This is a genomic window from Saccharopolyspora sp. 6M, from assembly GCF_020176775.1.
GTDB lineage: Bacteria > Actinomycetota > Actinomycetes > Mycobacteriales > Pseudonocardiaceae > Saccharopolyspora_C > Saccharopolyspora_C gregorii.
On record NZ_JAIUJZ010000029.1, the window covers coordinates 91,613 to 107,291 of the forward strand.

Sequence of the window (15,679 nt, forward strand, 5' to 3'; positions counted from 1 at the left end):
GGCCCGCGCGCGGTGGTGCGTGCCACCGCGCCGGGCCCGCCCGCGCCGTCCTGTCGCGGCGGATCCGCGGCGGCCGGGGCGCGGTCGCTGACCCGGCCCGGGCTTCCGCGCGGCACCTGCGCGGGAGCCCGGGCCGCCTCACCGCGCTGGACGGGCCGCCCGTGCGGGAAGCGCGCGGGCGCGCACTGCTCGCGCCGCGCCGTCGGAGGTCGTGGCCGCGACGACCCGCTACTCCTCAGTCCGTTGTGGACGAGTTATGCTCCCGCCTCGCCGCGGGGAAATCCGCTCGGTCGCGATCTGAGCGGACGGCGTGCCACCTAACCGGGGGTTCCGGCGATGACGGCGAGGAGTTCGGCCGGTCCCTCGTCGACCGAGCGGAAGTGGTGCGGCTGGCCGCCCCGGAAGTACGCCGAGTCGCCGGTGCCGAGCACCTCGGTGCGGTCCGGGAAGCGGAGCTCGACCCGGCCGCGCAGCACCAGCACGAACTCGTCGCCGTCGTGCTCGCGGAAGGTGCACTGCGCGGAGGTCGCCGTCGGGTGCAGCACGAACGGCAGCATCTGCTTGCCCGCCATCCGCGTGGCCAGTCCGGTGTAGGGCGAGCTGTCCGGCGGGGTGTGCCGCGCCCCGTCCGCGCGCGTCGGCGCGGCTGATCTCCACCACGGCCTGGTCAGACCTCATCGACGCCGAATGGGCCGACGTCGCCGCCACCAGCATCGACGCCACGGGCGGGCGCGTCCCGGCCGTCGTGGGGGTCTCCGCGCTCACCACGGCCGCCACCACCGGGCGGGCCCGCACCGCGGCGCGGCTCGGCGCCGACATGGTGATGGTGCTGCCGATGTCCTACTGGGAGCTCGCGCCTGACGAGGTCCGCGCGCACGTCGCCGCGGTCGGCGCCAGCACCGACCTGCCGATCATGGTCTACAACAACCCGGCGACCAGCGGCATCGACCTTCCTCCGGAATTCCTCGTCGACCTGGTCGAGTCGATCCCGAACGTCGTCGCCATCAAGGAGTCCAGCGACATCACCCGCATGCAGCGCATCGCCCAGCTCGGCGGCAGGGAGGTGCGTTCTTCAACGGTTCCGACCCGGTCGCGTTCCTCGCGCTGGCGGCCGGGGCGACCGGCTGGTGCACGGCGGCGCCCGCGCTGTGTCCGCGGCAGGTCCTGGACCTGCACCGGCGGTCGCCGACGGGGAGCTCGGCCGGGCGCGGCAGATCTCTGGGAAGTTGTTGCCGCTGCTGGAGTTCATCCTCGCCCGCGGGCTGCCCACCGCGGTCAAGTCCGGGTTCGCCGAGCTCGGCGTGGACACCGGGGTGCCGCGGCTGCCGGGGCTGCCGCTGCAACCGCTGGACGCGGCGGGCACCGAACAGCTCCGCACCCTGCTGTCCGACCTGGGCATCACCGCGGCCGACGTCCCCGCCGCGAGCTGAACACAGGGCTGGGGTGCGGCCTCCGCGCACCCGGCCCGGCACCGTCCTGGTTGCCCCCGTGCGGTGCGGGCCGGCCGAGCTCATGAAGTCCTGATAGGACGGTGCCGTCGAGGAGGCGGATGCGGTCCGAGCCCACCGCGGCCCCTCACTGATCGGCCTGCTCGGCGGGGTCGCGGAGGAACGCGGTCAACGCGGTCGCGAGGGCGGGCAGCGGCAGCAGCACGGCCAGCGCCGCGGTGGTGCCGTGGACGTTGGCGAACGCGCCCAGCGCGGGCACCGCCGCCCCGCCGCTGCTGACCGAGATGCCGAGGGTGACGGCCCCGGCCACCCCCAGGTTCCGCGGCAGGTAGTGCTGCCCGAGGGTGGTGTGCACCGGCAGCGGCAGGTTCACCGCCGCCCCGAGCGCGGCCGCGGCCACCAGCGCGATCGGCACCGCGGGCGCGGTGATCAGGCAGCCGAGCAGCAGCAGGCCGGTCACGTGGCTCACCCGGAGCACGGTGAGCCGCCCGAACCGCTCGACCAGTCCGCCGCCGGCCAAGGTGGACACCGCCCCGGCCGCGGAGAACAGGACCAGGGCCAGCGAGGCGGTGCTCGGCGTCGCGCCGAGGCGGTCCGCGACGGACAGCACCAGGAAGGTGCTCACCCCGTAGAACAGCACCGACCGCAGCACGATGATCAGCGTCAACCAGCCGAACTCCCGCCACCTGTTGAGGCCGGCCACCTGCGCCCCGGACTCGCCGTCCGGTTCGCCGCCCGGTTCGGGGGAACGGCCGCGGAAGCGGCCGACGATGACCGCGGCGACCGCGGGCACCGCCAGCAGCGGCGTGGCCGCCAGCCCGAACGGCAGCAGCACCGCCCCGGCCGCGACCGGGCCCGCCGCGTAGCCGGCCAGACCGCCGAAGGTGAACCACCCCATGCCCCGATCGCCGGTTCCGGTGCGGTGCACGGCCTTCGCCGCCTCCGGGTGGTAGGCGGCGACGCCGATCCCCGAGAGCACCAGCGCGGCGCAGGTCGCCGCGTACGAGGCGGTCGAACCGACCGCTCCGACCCCGGCCGCGGCGAGCAGCAAGCCCACCGCCCGGACCCGGCCCAGCGCCGGTCCGCGATCCGCCAGGACCCCGAACAGCGGCTGGGCCAACGAGGACACCAGCGTCGCGGCGAGCACCACGCCGCCTGCGTGGGCGTAGTCGTAGCCGCGCTCCGCGACCAGCAGCGGCACCAGCGCGGGCACCACGCCTTGGTAGAAGTCGGTGACCCCGTGCTCCGCGGACAGGGCGAACGCGCTGCGGTGCCGCGCGATCGTGTCGGGCAGGACGGGTTTTCGGCGCAGTGGCACCCGAATTCGCTCCCGTTCGGGCGGCGCGCCGCTTCGGGACGTGCCGCATCGGCGGAGCGGTGGGCTCCGCTGTCGGATGTGTCGATCTGTCGGACGTGTCGGGGTGCCGGACGTGCCGGGACCCGGCCGCCGATCAGTCCCGGTCGCCCGGTGGCGCTCCGGACACGGCCCGCGAGATCCGGTCGGCGGCGTCGCGCACCAGCCGTCCGGCGCGGTCCAGGTTCCGGGCGAGGCGGAAGGTCGGTGCGGACACGTTCACCGCGGCGACGATCCGCCCGCGGAAGTCGCGGACCGGTGCGGCGGCCGCGACCAGGCCCTCCTCGAACTCGTCGCGGGAGACCGCGTAGCCGCGCTCGCGCGCCTCGTGCAGCCGGGAGATCACTCCGGCGACGTCACGCGGTGCTCGCGGTCCGCCGGTGTCGAAGGGGGCGTCGGCGAACATGGCTTCGAGCTCGTCGTCCCGGTGGTCCAGCAGCAGCGCCCGGCCGGTGGCGCTGCGGTGCAGCGAGCTGCGCTGCCCCACCCAGTTGGTGGTCTGCACGGTGCGCGCCGGTGTCTCGGACAGCACGGTGAGCGCCGCCTCCCCGGACGGCACCGTCAGGTAGACGCGTTCGTTCGTCGTGGTCCGCAGCCGCCGCAGCACCGGGGGTGCCTCGGCGAGCAGCCGCTGGTGCCCGGCCTGGTCGGCCATCGTGAACACCCGCCACCCGAGCCGGTAGCCGAGCGTCTCCGGATCCCGGTCGACCATCCCCGTCTCCTCCAGCGCGCGCAGCGCCCGGGACACCTGGGACTTCTCCTTGCCGACGCGACGGGCGATCTCGACGACACCGAGCCCGCCCGCCTCGCCGGATGCCGGTTCGCCCAGCGCCTGCAGGATCGCCATCGCCCGGTGCACCGCCGACGCGTTCTCACCGCTCATGCCACGATCCTCGCCGCCCGGGGCGACAGCGGCAACCCTCGTTGCTGCCCCAGCAACGCATGCCGTGCGGAGTTCGAGACGTCGGACGGTGCCGATGATCGCCAACCCGAGCCGTTCGGTGGCGCCGTGCTCCCCGGTGAGCAGCTCAAGGTCACCGAGGCCGCGCCGCGCTCGGGTCAGCGGCCGGTCCACCGGGGTGGTCGGCGTTCGGCGAAGGCGCGGGGGCCTTCTTCGGCGTCCGCGGAGGTGAGCACCGCCCGGTAGTGCGGGAGCGCGTCGCTGCGCAGCAGCCGCTGGCCGGCTTCGACGTCGAGGGCGGCGGTTCGGCGGGTGATCTCCTTGATGGCGGTGACCGCGAGCGGTGCGGCCGCGCAGATCCGGCGCGCGAGCCCGTCGGCTTCGGCGAGCAGGCCGGCGGCGGGCACCACCCGGTTGACCAAGCCCCACCGGTGGGCTTCGGCCGCGGTCATCCGGCGCCCGGTGAACAGCAGTTCGGCGGCGATCGCCCGCGGCAGCCGTTGCGGGAGGCGCAGCACGCCGCCGGAATCGGGGACGATGCCCAGCGTCGCCTCGGGCAGCGCGAACTCGGCGTGGTCGGCGGCGACGACGAGGTCGGCGGCCAGCGCGAGTTCGAAGCCGCCGCCGAGCGCGAGCCCGTTCACCGCGGCGATCACCGGCTTGTCGAGCGCGAAGAACTCGGTGAGCCCGGCGAACCCGCCCGGCCCGTGGTCGGCGTCCACGGGCTCGCCCGCCGCGGCCGCCTTGAGGTCCCAGCCCGCGGAGAAGAAGCGGTCCCCGCCACCGGTCAGCACCGCGACGCGCAGCGCGTCGTCCCGGTGCAGCCGGTCGAACGCCGCGTGCAGCGCGCGGCTGGTGGGCACGTCGACGGCATTCGCCGAGGGCCGGTCCAGGGTGATCGTCAGGACGCCGTCGTGGACGTCGGTGCGCACCGGGTCAGTCATCGGAACTCCTCGCCTCCCGTACCAGCACGTCGACCGCGACGGCGCCGTGCGGGAGCGCCAGCAGCGGGTTCACGTCGAGTTCGAGCAGCCGCGGGTCGGCGCGGGCGTGCTCGGCGATGGCGGCGACCGCGTCCACCACCGCGTCCACGTCGGCGGCGGGGCCGCGGAACCCGGTCAGCAGCGGCCAGATCCGCAACTCCGCCAGCGCGGTGCGGATCTCCGCCCGGGTGACCGGCAGCAGCAGCGTCACCGCGTCGCGCACCAGCTCGACCAGCACGCCACCGGCGCCGACGGTCAGCGCCGGGCCGAACCGCGGGTCGCGGCGCACCCCGACGATCAGCTCGGCGACGGCGCCGCCGACCATCCGCTCGACCAGGAACCGGTCGGCGAGCCCGGACATCGCCGCCACCGCCGCGCGCACCTGCTCCCGGTCGGTCAGGCCGAGCCGGACCCCGCCCGCGTCGGACTTGTGCGCCAGGTCGGCCGAGACCGCTTTGACCACGACGGGGAAGCCGAGTTCGGCGGCCGCTGCCGGGGCTTCCGGTTCGGACACCACGCGCCCGTCCGGGACGGTCACGCCGCGGGCGGCGAGCGCGCGCTTGCCGGTGGGCTCGTCCAGCAGTCGGTCCCGGCCGCCCAGCTGCGGAACCGGTTCCAGCGGTGCGGGCGGATCGGGGTTCCGCTGCGCCTCGCCGATGCGCGCGGCCGCGGCCAGCGCCGCCGCGCAGTCCGCGGTGCCCTGCATCGGCGCGATCCCGGTGGCCAGCAACCGGTCCCGCACCGGTTCCGGCAGCCCCTCCGGCAACGAGCTCACCACGCAGGCCGGGCCCGGGTCGGTGGCGTGCGCCGCGCCGAACGCCTCGACGGCGATGTTCCAGGTCGCCTCTTCGCAGCGGTCGCCGCGCGGAAAATCGGCCAGCAGCAGGTGGCAGTCGACGCCCGCGCGGAACAGCTCGGTGAAGCAGGCGGTCTGCGCGTCCCGGTCGCCCCAGATGTAGGTGTGGTAGTCGAGCGGGTTCGCCACCGACACCCGCTCGCCGAGCAACGTCCGCATCCGGCGCTGCACCGCGGCGGGGAATTCGGGCAGTTCCAGCCCGGCCCGCTCGGCGAGGTCCGCGAGCAGCGCGGCCTCACCGCCGGAGGCGCTCGCCGAAGTGATGCGCCGACCGGGGAGCGGACCGTTGGCGTGCAGGAACTTCAGCGCCTCCACGAAGGTGCTGACGTGCCGCACCCGCGCCATCCCGACCCGCCGGAACAGGGCGTCGCACAGCTCGTCCGAACCGGCCAGCGAACTGGTGTGGCTCAACGTCGTGCGCGCCCCGGCCGCGGAACTCCCGGTCTTGAGCACCACGATCGGCACGCCGCGGCGCAGCGCGCGGAGCCCGGCGCGGGACAGCCCGGCGACGTCGTCCACGCCCTCCAGGTGCAGCCCGATCGCGGTGATCCGCGGATCGTCCAGCGCGGCGTCGATCAGCTCGGCGACGCCGGTGACCGCGCCGTTGCCGAGCGCGACGAGCTGCGCGAGCGGCAGGGAACGGCGCTGCATGGTCAGGTTCTGCCCGACGGTGCCGCTCTGCGCGATCACCGCGACGCCCCGGTCCACCCGGTGCCCGCCGTGCTCGTCCGGCCACAGCGCCGCGCCGTCCAGGTAGTTGAGCACGCCCAGGCAGTTCGGCCCGATCAGCGGCATCCCGCCCGCCGCCGCCACCAGGGACCGCTGCAGCGCGGCCCCGGCGGCGTCGTGCTCGGCGAATCCCGAGGCGTGGCAGACCACGCCCCCGGCGCCGCGCGCGGCCAGCTCGCGGACGGTGGTCACGGTGGCCGCAGGCGGCACCGCGAGGAACGCGGCGTCCGGTGCTTCCGGGAGTTCGGCGGTGCTGCGGACGCAGGGAATCCCGTCGATCTCGGCCCGCCGGGGGTGCACCGGCGTGATCCGCCCGGCGAAGCCGATCTTGCGGCTCTGCCGGATCGCCGCGGCGGCCGCGGCTCCGCCGTAGACGGCGACGTGCCGGGGCGCCAGCAGGCGGTGCAGGCCGCGCCCTGTCGTGTCCGATGTGGACTCGGTCGTCATGTCGAGCTCCTCGCGGTGCTGGAACGTCCACAGTGGAGGGAGGTCAACCGCCCAGCGGGCGCAGCAGCGAACGCGAGATGATGTGCCGCTGGATCTCGCTGGTGCCGTCCCAGATCCGCTCCACCCGCGCATCGCGCCAGAAGCGCTCGACGGGCAGCTCGGACATCAACCCGGCGCCGCCGAAGACCTGCACCGCGCCGTCGGTGATGCGGGCCAGCGCCTCGGTGGAGAACAGCTTGGCCATCGCCGCGTCCCGGTCCGACATCGCGCCCCGGTCGAGCTTCGCGGCGGCCCGCAAGGTGAGCAGTTCCGCGGCCTCCAGCTCGGTGGCCATGTCGGCGAGCGGGAACGACACCCCCTGGAAGCGCCCGATGTTCCGGCCGAACTGCTCGCGCTCGGCCGCCCAGGACGTGGTCATCTCCAGCACCCGCCGGGCCCGGCCGACGCTGGTCGCGGCGACGCTGAGCCTGCTCGCGCCGAGCCATTCGCCCATCAGCTCGAACCCCGTCCCTTCGGCGCCGAGGCGCTGCGCCACCGGGATCCGGCAACCGTCGAAGGCCAGCTCGCACTGGTGGTAGCCGCGGTGCGACACGCAGGCCGAGCCGCGGGTCACCGTCAGCCCGGGGGTGTCCAGGTCCACCAGGAACGCGGTGATCAGGTTCCGCGGGCCGCGCTCGCTCCGCTCGACGCCGGTGCTCGCGAACAGCACCACGAAGTCGGCGACGTCCGCGTGGCTGATGAAGTGCTTGGTGCCGGTGAGCACGTACTCGTCGCCCTCGCGCACCGCCCGGGTGCTCATCGAGCGGACGTCGGAGCCCGCCCCGGGTTCGGTCATCGCCAGGCAGTCGGTGCGCTCGCCGCGGATGGTGGGCAGCAGGTAGCGCTCCCGCTGCTCGCCCGCGCAGGCCTGCAGGATGTTGCCGGGCCGCGCCACCAGCGCCTGCAACGCGTACCCGGTGCGGCCGAGTTCGCGTTCGACCAGGGCCAGGCCGACGGCGTCCAGCCCGCCACCGCCGAGCTCGGCGGGCATGTTCGGCGCGTACAGCCCGGATGCGACGGCCTTGGCGCGGATGCGGGCGGCGAGCTCGGCGGGCACCTCGTCCAGCCGCTCCACCTCGTCCTCGTGCGGCACCAGTTCGGTGCTGACGAACTTCCGGGCGGTCTCGACGATGGCCTGCTGCTCGTCGGTGAGTTCGAAGTCCACGGTGTGCTCCTCGCTGGTCAGCGCCGGATTCCCATCGGCCGCCCGACGCGGCCGGGGACCGGGAGGTCCTGGTGGGCTCGGTGGATCGCGCTCAGCCGGTCCCGGAGTTCGACGGGCAGCTCGCAGGAGCGGCCGCGCTCGGTGTCGACGTGCACGAGCAGCTGCTCGGCGGTGGCCAGCAGCAGCCCGGAACCGGCGTGGTGCATCTCGTGGAACAGGTGCAGCCGCTTCGCGTCGTGGTCCAGCAGCCGGAGGCTCAGCGCGATCGGTTCGCCCTCGGCGACCTCGCGGTCGTGGTGCAGGTGGGTGTCGGCGGTGTACAGCGACCGCCCGCTCGCCCGGTACCGCTCGTCGATGCCGAGGTAGCGGAAGAAGGCGTCGGCGGAATCGCCGAACACCAGCAGGTAGCAGGACTCGCTCAGGTGTCCGTTGTAGTCGACCCACCGCGGGTCGACGGTCGTCTCGTGCAGCCGCAGCGGGGCCGGGACCGGCGCCGCGTCGTCCCAGGGCCGGTACCCGGAGCCTTCGTAGGGGGTGACCACTCGATCCATCGGCGTCTCACAATGTGCGTCGGATGTTCGCGATGTGTGACGCTAGGGTGGCGGGTGCGGCGCGGTCAAGGACCGTCGCCCGAAAGCAGGCGCGGGCATCGGAGCGGCGACGGGATCGCCCGGGCGGATCACTAGGGTGGGGGCATGAGCGTGGAAGCGGCGCACACCCAGGAGGAGCAGTCCCGGGCGGCCGGACGGGTGCAGTCCCTCGACCGCGCGGTGGCCCTGCTCAACGCGGTCTCCGCCGGATCACCGGAAGGCCGCTCCGCCCCCGACCTGGCCGCCGACTGCGGGCTGAACCGGGCCACCGCGTGGCGGCTGCTGGCCACCCTCGAACACCACGGGCTAGTGGAGCGGGACCCGGTGAACAACCGCTACGCGATCGGGTTCGCGATCAGCAGGATGGCGGCGACCGCCGGCGTGGACGGGCTGGTTCGCCGCGCGCACGGCACCCTCGAACGGCTCAGCCGTGAGACGGGGGAGACGGCGAACCTCGCGGTCGCCCAGCGGCTCGGGCTGACCTACGTGGACGAAGTGGCACCGCAGGCGGTGCTCAGCGCCCGCTGGCTCGGGCAGCACGTGCCGATCCACGCCACCTCCGCGGGCAAGGCGCTGCTGGCCTGGCTGCCGCAGCCGGAGGTCGAATCGCTGCTGGACACACCGCTGGCCGAGTACACCGAGAGCACCCGCACCGATCGGGACGCGCTGCTGGCCGAACTCGCCGAGATCCGCGAGCAGGGCTACAGCGGGGCGGACGGCGAACTCGAATCGCACGTGTGCGGGGTGTCGGCGCCGGTCCTCGACGTACGGCGCCGCCCGGCCGCGATCGTGAGCATCTGGGGGCCGCGGGACCGCGTTCCCGCCGCGCGCTTCACCGAGCTCGGCGCCCTGGTCCGCGACGCGGCGATCGAAATAGGCGAAGCTCTCGGCTGACCGGCCCCCGCATCAGAAGCGCACCCACTTCCAACCGCCCAGGCGGGTCGTGTCGTTCTCCTGTCAGCGGCGAAGCCACCGGTGAAAACGACCCCGCAGCGAGGAAGCAGCTGACTGCCCGTCTCTGAACCTGCCCGGCGGGCCGTGTCGTTGTCCTGTCAGCGGCGCAGCCGCTGAGCCGCCGACCACCCAAGACACCGGCACCGCAGCGGGTTCTCAGCGGTTTCCTCGCGGGGACAGCGATTTCTCATGTGGCGGAGCCACCTGTGAAATCGATCCCGCAGCGAGGAAACCGCTGAGGTTCCGCCACCCGCCCCCTACGCAACGGGAGCGGAACCGGGCCAGTTCCTCAGCTGACGCTGAGGAACTGGGTCTCCTGGAAGGCCCGGATCCCCTCCTGCGCGCCCTCGCGGCCGAGTCCGCTCTGCTTCATCCCGCCGAACGGCGCCGACGGGTCCGAGACGACACCGCGGTTGACCCCGACCATGCCGCACTGCACGCGGCGGCCGATCTCCAGCGCCCGGCCGGTGTCCCCGGCGTAGACGTACCCGGCGAGGCCGTACTCGGTCGCGTTGGCCACCGCCACCAGCTCGTCGGTGCCGCTCCAGGTCCGGATCGGCGCGACCGGGCCGAAGATCTCCTCGTGCAGCACGGCGGCGTCGTCCGGCACCCCGGCCAGCACCACCGGCGCGGAGAACGAACCGGTGGCAGGCACCTCGACCGGCTCCCGCACGATCCGCGCCCCGCGCTCCACCGCGTCGGCGACGAGCCCGGCGACGCGGCGCACCGCGCGGTCGTCGATCAGCGGGCCGATGTCGGTGCCCGGCTCGGCGGCCGGTCCGACCCGCAGCCGCGCGACGGCGTCGGCGAAGGACTCGGCGAACTCGTCGGCGACGTCCTCGTGCACCAGGAACCGGTTGGCGGCCGTGCAGGCCTGCCCCGCGTTGCGCAGCTTCGCGATCAGCGCGCCCTGCACGGCGGCGTCGATGTCGGCGTCGGCGCACACGACGAACGGGGCGTTGCCGCCGAGCTCCATCGAGCTGTTCACCACCCGCCCGGCGGCGAGGCCGAGCAGGTGCCGCCCGACCCCGGTGGAGCCGGTGAAGGAGAGCTTGCGGACCGCGTCGTGCGCCAGCAGCACCCGGCTGATCGCGTCGGCCCGGGTGCTCGGCAGCACGGTCAGCACGTCCTGCGGCGCACCCGCCTCGACCAGCAGATCGCGGATCGCCAGCGCGGTCAGCGGGGTCTCCGCGGCGGGCTTGAGCACCGCGGTGCAGCCCGCCGCCAGCGCCGGTGCGACCTTGCGGGTGATCATGGCCGCCGGGAAGTTCCACGGCGTGATCAGCAGCGCCACCCCGACCGGCTGCGCGGTGACCACCGTCGTGGAGCGGCCGTCGGGGGAGGTCTCGAACCGGCCGTCCGGGCGGACCGCTTCTTCGGCGAACCAGCGGAAGAACTCCGCCGCGTACGAGACCTCCGCGCGGGCGTCCGCGGCGGCCTTCCCGGACTTGCGCACGAACAGCTCGGCGAGCTCGTCGGCGCGGTCGATCATCAGCTCGCGGGTCGCCGCGAGGATCTCGGCGCGGCGGCGGGGCGGGGTCGCGGCCCAGTCGGGCAGCGCCTCGGCGGCGGTGTCCGCGGCGGCCGCGGCATGCGACTCGTCGGCGTCGGAGACGCGGGCGATCTCGATGCCGGTCGCCGGGTCGTGCACCGCGAACTCGTCCGCGGTGGGGGTGGGCTTGCCGCCGATGAACAGCGGGGACGGCTGGAAGAGCGTCATGGGGACTCCTCGTCGGGGGAAGGGGATCAGGACTGCGCGAGGGCGTCGGCGAGCACGTCCAGCCCGTCGTGCAGCAGCTCGTCGGGGATGGTCAGCGGCGGCAGCAGCCGGATCACATTGCCGAACGAGCCGCAGGTCAGCACGAGCACGCCGGTGCGGTGGCAGTGGTCGGCGACGGCCTTCGCCAGCGCCGCGTCCGGCTCGGTGCCGCCCGGGCGCACGAACTCGACGGCGATCATGGCGCCGCGGCCGCGGACGTCGCCGATCCGCGGGTCGGCGTCGGCGAGCGCGGGCAGCCGGGCGGTCGCCTGCTCGCCGATCGCGGCGGCGCGGGCGACGAGACCGTCCTCGCGGATCGTCTCCAGCGCGGCCAGCGCGGCGGCGCAGGCCACCGGGTTGCCGCCGTAGGTGCCGCCGAGGCCGCCCGCCGGCACCGCGTCCATCAGCTCCGCCCGGCCGGTGACCGCGGCGATCGGCAGCCCGCCGCCGAGGCCCTTCGCGGTGGTGATCAGGTCCGGGACGACGTCCTCGTGGTCGGTGGCGAACCAGGAGCCGGTGCGCGCGACCCCGGTCTGCACCTCGTCGGCGACGAACACGATCCCGTTCGCGCGGCACCAGCGGGCCAGTTCGGCGAGGAATCCCGGCGCGGGCACGATGAAACCGCCCTCGCCCTGGATCGGCTCGATCACCAGCGCCGCCAGCCGGTCGGCTCCGGCGGTGCGCTCCAGGTAGTCGGTGGTGCGCTTCGCGGCCTCGGCGCCGGACAGCCCGGCGTCGTCCCGGAACGGGTAGGAGGTGGGGGCGCGGTGCACGTCGGCCGCGAACGGGCCGAACCCGTCCTTGTACGGCTTGTTCTTCGCGGTCAGCGCCATCGTCAGGTTCGTGCGCCCGTGGTAGGCGTGGTCCACGACCGCGATCCCGGTCCGGCCGGTCGCGCAGCGGGCGATCTTCACCGCGTTCTCGACGGCCTCGGAGCCGGTGTTGAACAGCGCGGTGCGCTTCTCGTGGTCGCCCGGGGTGATCGCGGCGAGTTCCTCGGCGAGCCGCACGTAGCTCTCGTACGGGGTGATCATCGCGCAGGTGTGGGTGAACCGGACCAGCTGGTCGGACGCGGCCGCGACCACCTTCGGCGCCGAGTTGCCGACCGTGGTGACCGCGATGCCGGAGCCGAGGTCGACGAACGAGTTGCCGTCCACGTCGACCAGCACGCCGCCGCCGGCCGCCGCCGCGTAGACCGGCAGCGTCGAGGACACCCCGGCGGAGACCGCGGCCGAACGGCGCGCGGCGAGTTCGCGGGACAGCGGGCCGGGGACCTCGGTGCGCAGCTCGCGCCGCTGGGGGAGACCGGGACCGCCGATCAGCTCGGGGGACGGGGCGGATGCGGTCATGCGAGGCTCCTTCGCGGCGGCGGGGACGGGACGTCTCCGACGCTAGGCCGCTCGGCGCGCCGTGGTGAGTGTGCGAACCCGACAGGCAGGCGTGCTCGGGTGTGCAACACTGCCACCGTGCTGAGCCTGGACGACGTCGTCGCGATCCCCGAACTGGCGCTGCGCGTGATCGTCGAACCGGCTGCCGAACGCCCGCTTCGGTGGGTGACGACCAGCGAACTCACCGACCCGGACCGGTACCTGGAGGGCGGCGAGCTGCTGCTGACCACCGGGCTGGTGCGCCAGGACTGGGCGGCCTACGTGCGGCGGATCGACCGCGCCGGGGTGGCGGCGCTCGGGTTCGGCACCGGCCTCTCGCACGCCGAGGTCCCGCGGGCCCTGGTCGAGGCGGCGCGCGCGGCGGGGCTCGGCCTGGTCGTGGTGCCGGAGGCGACGCCCTTCATCGCGGTGAGCAAAGCCGTCGCCGGGCTGCTCGCGGATCAGGAGCGCGAGTCCACCGTGTCGGCGCTACGCGTGCAGCAGGAGCTGACCCGGGTGATCTCCCGCAAGGACGGCCCGGCGCGGGTGCTCGGTGTGCTCGGCCGGGCCGCGCGGGGCAGCGCCGGACTGGTCGACGCGGCCGGGACGCCGCTGGTCCCGGCCCGGTTCCGGCTGCCGGACGCGGCGCGGCGCGCGCTGGGGACGTTGCGCTCCGGCGGCGGAGCCGGAGCCGTCACCGAGACCGGCGCCGAGGGCACCACCGTGGTGCAGCCGCTCGGTGCCGGCGTCGACGGACCGTTCCTGGTGCTGTTGGCCCCAGGACCGCTGGACGCGGTGCTGCGCGCGGTGCTGGTGTCCACGGTCGCGCTGCTGACCCTCGACGCCGAACGATCCCGGGCCGCCGCCGACGCCGAGCTGCGGTTGCGGGACCAGGCGGCGGCGCTGGTGCTGGACGGGGCGGTCGACGCGGGCGCCGGGGTCGCGGCCCTGCTCGAAGGAAGCCCGGTGCCGCCGCGGACCGTGCGGGTGCTGCGCGCCTCCGGGGTCCCCGCCGGGGCCCGCGAGCGCCTGGCCCGCGAGCACCCGGAGGTGCTGACCACGGCCCCGGCCGACGGGAACATCGCGCTGCTGGTGGCCGACGGTGCGGCCCGCGAGGTCGCCGACCTGCTCGCCGGTCTGCGCGCCGGGGTGGGCGTCGGCCCCGCCGTCCCCGTCGCCGACGCGCGCACCAGCGCCGCCGCGGCCCGGACCGCGCTCGCCGCCGCGGCCCGGGCGGTCGTCGACTGGGACGAGCGGTTCCGCGGCAGCGTCCGCGCCGGGCTGCCCGACCACGCGGCCCGCGCGCTGGCGGCCTCGATCCTGCGCGACCTCGTCGCGGAACCCGAGTTGCTGCGGACGCTGCACACCTACCTGGCGCACCTCGGCCACTGGCAGCCCGCCGCCGACGAGCTGGGGATCCACCGCAATACGCTGCGCAAGCGGATCGCCCGCATCGAGGAGCTCACCGGCCGCGACGTGGACACCGCGGCCGGCCGCGCCGACCTGTGGATCGCGGTCGTGATCGCCCGGGAACCGTGACTTTTTGGTTTTCTCACTCGGTTCGCGTCGTGGTCGGGTGGCGGAACCTCAGCTGCTCCCTCGCTGCGGGATCGTTTTCACAGGTGGCTCCGCCACATGAGAAAACGCTGTCCTCGCGAGGAAGCAACTGAGAACCCGCGGGTGGTCCTGCTGCGTGCGTGGTCGGCGACTCAGCGGCTTCGCCGCCGACAGGAGAAAGATCTGGTTTCAGTCCTGGGGTGGGGTCCAGTTGGTTCGGTCCGCCCATTCCTGGGCTTTCGGAAGTGCGGTGGGGAACCACGGTTCCTTGGCCGCCGCGTAGGCCTCGGGAGTGTCGTGGCGGGCCGCGAGGTCGCGCTTCACGGCCAGGTAGTCCGCGCGCGCCTCCGGCTCCGCCCGCAACCAGTCCCGCAGCAGCAGCGCCACCCGCCAACCCGGCCCGCCGTGCACCCGCACGTGCAGGTTCACCGGACGTCCCGGGTCCGCCGAGTTGTGGTAGCGCTTGAGCCAGTGCTCCGGCTCCGGGTCGAAGGGGTGCGGGTTGTCCCGCTGGATCCCGTCGTCGGCCGGGAAACCGGCGTCGGCCAGCGCCTCCGCGATCGCATCGGCCTCGGCCAGCGACCGCACCGACAGCTGCAGGTCGATGACGTCCTTCGCCGGGAACCCGGGCACCGAGGTCGAACCGACGTGGTCGATCCGCAGCCCGGCCTCACCCGCCGCGCGCAGCACCCGGGCGCCGAGCCGGCGCGCGGTGCGCGGCCACTCCGGGTCGGGTTCGGCGAGCACCGGCGGCTTCCGCGGCGGCCGCTGCCGTTCACGCACCCCGCGCTCGTAGGGCACCAGCCGGTCGAACCACAGCCGGTCCACCTCGGCGATCAGGTCCTCGACCGGGCCCGTGTTGTCCAGCCACACATCGGCGGCCTCCCGGCGTTGCTCGTCGGTGGCCTGCGCGCGGATCCGCGCTCGCGCGTCCGCCGCGTCGAGGCCGCGCCCGGTCAGCCGCCGCACCCGCTCCTCCTCCGGAGCGTCCACGATGATCACCAGGTGGTAGTTCGCCGCGTAGTCGTTCTCCACCAGCAGCGGGACGTCGTGCACCACGACCGCGTCCGCCGGGGCCTGCGCCATGCGCTGCGCGGTGAGCTCGCCGATCTTCGGGTGGGTGATGGCGTTGAGGTCGGCGCGGGCCTGCTCGTCGGCGAACGCGACGCGGGCCAGCGCGGGGCGGTCCAGCGCGCCGTCCGCGGTGCGGATCTGCGGCCCGAACCGCTCGACCAGTTCCGCCAGCCCCGGGCTGCCCGGTTCGACGACCTCGCGGGCCAGCCGGTCCGCGTCGATCAGCACCGCGCCCAGCTCCACGAGCCGCGCCGCCACCGTCGACTTGCCCGACCCGATCCCGCCGCTGAGGCCCACGCGCAACATGCGCCCCATCCTGCCAGCCCCCGGACGTGGGGGGGGGGGCCCCCCCCCCGCCCCCCCGGGGGGGGGGGCGGGGCGCGCGCCGAGCGGGACGCGCTGCACTCCACCGAGGAGCTGTTGGCCTGGGTGCGGGAGCGCGGCGCCGCACAGCTG

13 protein-coding genes and 1 pseudogene are annotated in these 15,679 nt (G+C 74.8%); 4 read left to right on the plus strand and 10 right to left on the minus strand.

Features of this window, described 5'->3' with window-relative positions; translation table 11 throughout:
• Positions 1-317 precede the first annotated feature (317 nt).
• Positions 318-572, minus strand: coding sequence for a cupin domain-containing protein (locus tag LCD31_RS05425; RefSeq protein WP_224956359.1), 255 nt, complete (start codon positions 570-572; stop codon positions 318-320).
• Positions 573-712: 140 nt separating this feature from the next.
• Between LCD31_RS05425 and LCD31_RS29735 the strand changes: the two are divergent.
• Both LCD31_RS29735 and LCD31_RS05435 read left to right on the plus strand, forming a co-directional pair.
• Positions 713-988, plus strand: a pseudogene (locus LCD31_RS29735) (dihydrodipicolinate synthase family protein); the annotation flags it as partial.
• 160 nt (positions 989-1,148) lie between these two features.
• Positions 1,149-1,430, plus strand: a complete 282-nt coding sequence (locus LCD31_RS05435; protein ID WP_224956362.1) for a dihydrodipicolinate synthase family protein — start codon at positions 1,149-1,151, stop codon at positions 1,428-1,430.
• Between the two features lie 145 nt (positions 1,431-1,575).
• On the opposite strand, the gene LCD31_RS05440 is transcribed toward LCD31_RS05435, so the two are convergent.
• The 6 genes from LCD31_RS05440 to LCD31_RS05465 all read right to left on the minus strand — a co-directional run bounded on the left by LCD31_RS05440 (position 1,576) and on the right by LCD31_RS05465 (position 8,473).
• A complete protein-coding gene (locus LCD31_RS05440) occupies positions 1,576-2,766 on the minus strand; it encodes an MFS transporter (RefSeq protein ID WP_224956363.1) in 1,191 nt (396 codons plus the stop codon).
• Positions 2,767-2,899: 133 nt separating this feature from the next.
• The gene (locus LCD31_RS05445; RefSeq protein ID WP_224956364.1) at positions 2,900-3,685 is read right to left on the minus strand and encodes an IclR family transcriptional regulator; all 786 of its coding nucleotides are present in this window, start codon (positions 3,683-3,685) and stop codon (positions 2,900-2,902) included.
• Between the two features lie 176 nt (positions 3,686-3,861).
• Positions 3,862-4,647, minus strand: a complete 786-nt coding sequence (locus tag LCD31_RS05450) for an enoyl-CoA hydratase-related protein (RefSeq protein ID WP_224956365.1) — start codon at positions 4,645-4,647, stop codon at positions 3,862-3,864.
• Positions 4,640-6,718 carry an acetate--CoA ligase family protein gene (locus tag LCD31_RS05455; RefSeq protein ID WP_224956366.1) on the minus strand — a complete coding sequence of 693 codons (2,079 nt, stop codon included), beginning with the start codon at positions 6,716-6,718 and terminating at the stop codon, positions 4,640-4,642. The genes LCD31_RS05450 and LCD31_RS05455 overlap by 8 nt, the downstream gene beginning before the upstream one ends.
• Before the next feature lie 43 nt (positions 6,719-6,761).
• Entirely contained in the window at positions 6,762-7,922 is a 1,161-nt protein-coding gene (locus LCD31_RS05460; RefSeq protein ID WP_224956367.1) for an acyl-CoA dehydrogenase family protein, read from the minus strand.
• A gap of 17 nt (positions 7,923-7,939) precedes the next feature.
• The gene (locus LCD31_RS05465; RefSeq protein WP_224956368.1) at positions 7,940-8,473 is read right to left on the minus strand and encodes a thioesterase family protein; all 534 of its coding nucleotides are present in this window, start codon (positions 8,471-8,473) and stop codon (positions 7,940-7,942) included.
• A gap of 144 nt (positions 8,474-8,617) precedes the next feature.
• On the opposite strand from LCD31_RS05465, the gene LCD31_RS05470 reads away from it, so the two are divergent.
• The gene (locus LCD31_RS05470; protein ID WP_224956370.1) at positions 8,618-9,406 is read left to right on the plus strand and encodes an IclR family transcriptional regulator; all 789 of its coding nucleotides are present in this window, start codon (positions 8,618-8,620) and stop codon (positions 9,404-9,406) included.
• A gap of 349 nt (positions 9,407-9,755) precedes the next feature.
• Here the strand turns inward: LCD31_RS05470 and LCD31_RS05475 are convergent, their stop codons facing one another.
• Both LCD31_RS05475 and gabT read right to left on the minus strand, forming a co-directional pair.
• Positions 9,756-11,186 (minus strand): NAD-dependent succinate-semialdehyde dehydrogenase, encoded by a 1,431-nt coding sequence (locus tag LCD31_RS05475; RefSeq protein WP_224956372.1) that lies wholly within the window; start codon positions 11,184-11,186, stop codon positions 9,756-9,758.
• A gap of 26 nt (positions 11,187-11,212) precedes the next feature.
• Positions 11,213-12,574, minus strand: a complete 1,362-nt coding sequence (gabT, locus tag LCD31_RS05480) for a 4-aminobutyrate--2-oxoglutarate transaminase (protein ID WP_224956374.1) — start codon at positions 12,572-12,574, stop codon at positions 11,213-11,215.
• A gap of 117 nt (positions 12,575-12,691) precedes the next feature.
• On the opposite strand from gabT, the gene LCD31_RS05485 reads away from it, so the two are divergent.
• On the plus strand, positions 12,692-14,131 hold the full coding sequence (locus tag LCD31_RS05485) for a PucR family transcriptional regulator (protein ID WP_224956376.1): 1,440 nt from the start codon (positions 12,692-12,694) through the stop codon (positions 14,129-14,131).
• A gap of 207 nt (positions 14,132-14,338) precedes the next feature.
• Here LCD31_RS05485 and coaE read toward each other — a convergent pair whose 3' ends face one another.
• A complete protein-coding gene (coaE, locus tag LCD31_RS05490) occupies positions 14,339-15,529 on the minus strand; it encodes a dephospho-CoA kinase (RefSeq protein ID WP_224956378.1) in 1,191 nt (396 codons plus the stop codon).
• Positions 15,530-15,679: the final 150 nt, after the last annotated feature.

Bases quoted from the DNA above. Each gene is read 5' to 3' on its own strand.
- LCD31_RS05425 (WP_224956359.1), bottom strand. From the start codon at position 572: ATGGCGGGCAAGCAGATGCTGCCGTTCGTGCTGCACCCGACGGCGACC.
- LCD31_RS05445 (WP_224956364.1), bottom strand. From the start codon at position 3,685: ATGAGCGGTGAGAACGCGTCGGCGGTGCACCGGGCGATGGCGATCCTG.
- LCD31_RS05450 (WP_224956365.1), bottom strand. From the start codon at position 4,647: ATGACTGACCCGGTGCGCACCGACGTCCACGACGGCGTCCTGACGATC.
- LCD31_RS05455 (WP_224956366.1), bottom strand. From the start codon at position 6,718: ATGACGACCGAGTCCACATCGGACACGACAGGGCGCGGCCTGCACCGC.
- LCD31_RS05465 (WP_224956368.1), bottom strand. From the start codon at position 8,473: ATGGATCGAGTGGTCACCCCCTACGAAGGCTCCGGGTACCGGCCCTGG.
- LCD31_RS05470 (WP_224956370.1), top strand. From the start codon at position 8,618: ATGAGCGTGGAAGCGGCGCACACCCAGGAGGAGCAGTCCCGGGCGGCC.
- LCD31_RS05475 (WP_224956372.1), bottom strand. From the start codon at position 11,186: ATGACGCTCTTCCAGCCGTCCCCGCTGTTCATCGGCGGCAAGCCCACC.
- gabT (WP_224956374.1), bottom strand. From the start codon at position 12,574: ATGACCGCATCCGCCCCGTCCCCCGAGCTGATCGGCGGTCCCGGTCTC.
- coaE (WP_224956378.1), bottom strand. From the start codon at position 15,529: ATGTTGCGCGTGGGCCTCAGCGGCGGGATCGGGTCGGGCAAGTCGACG.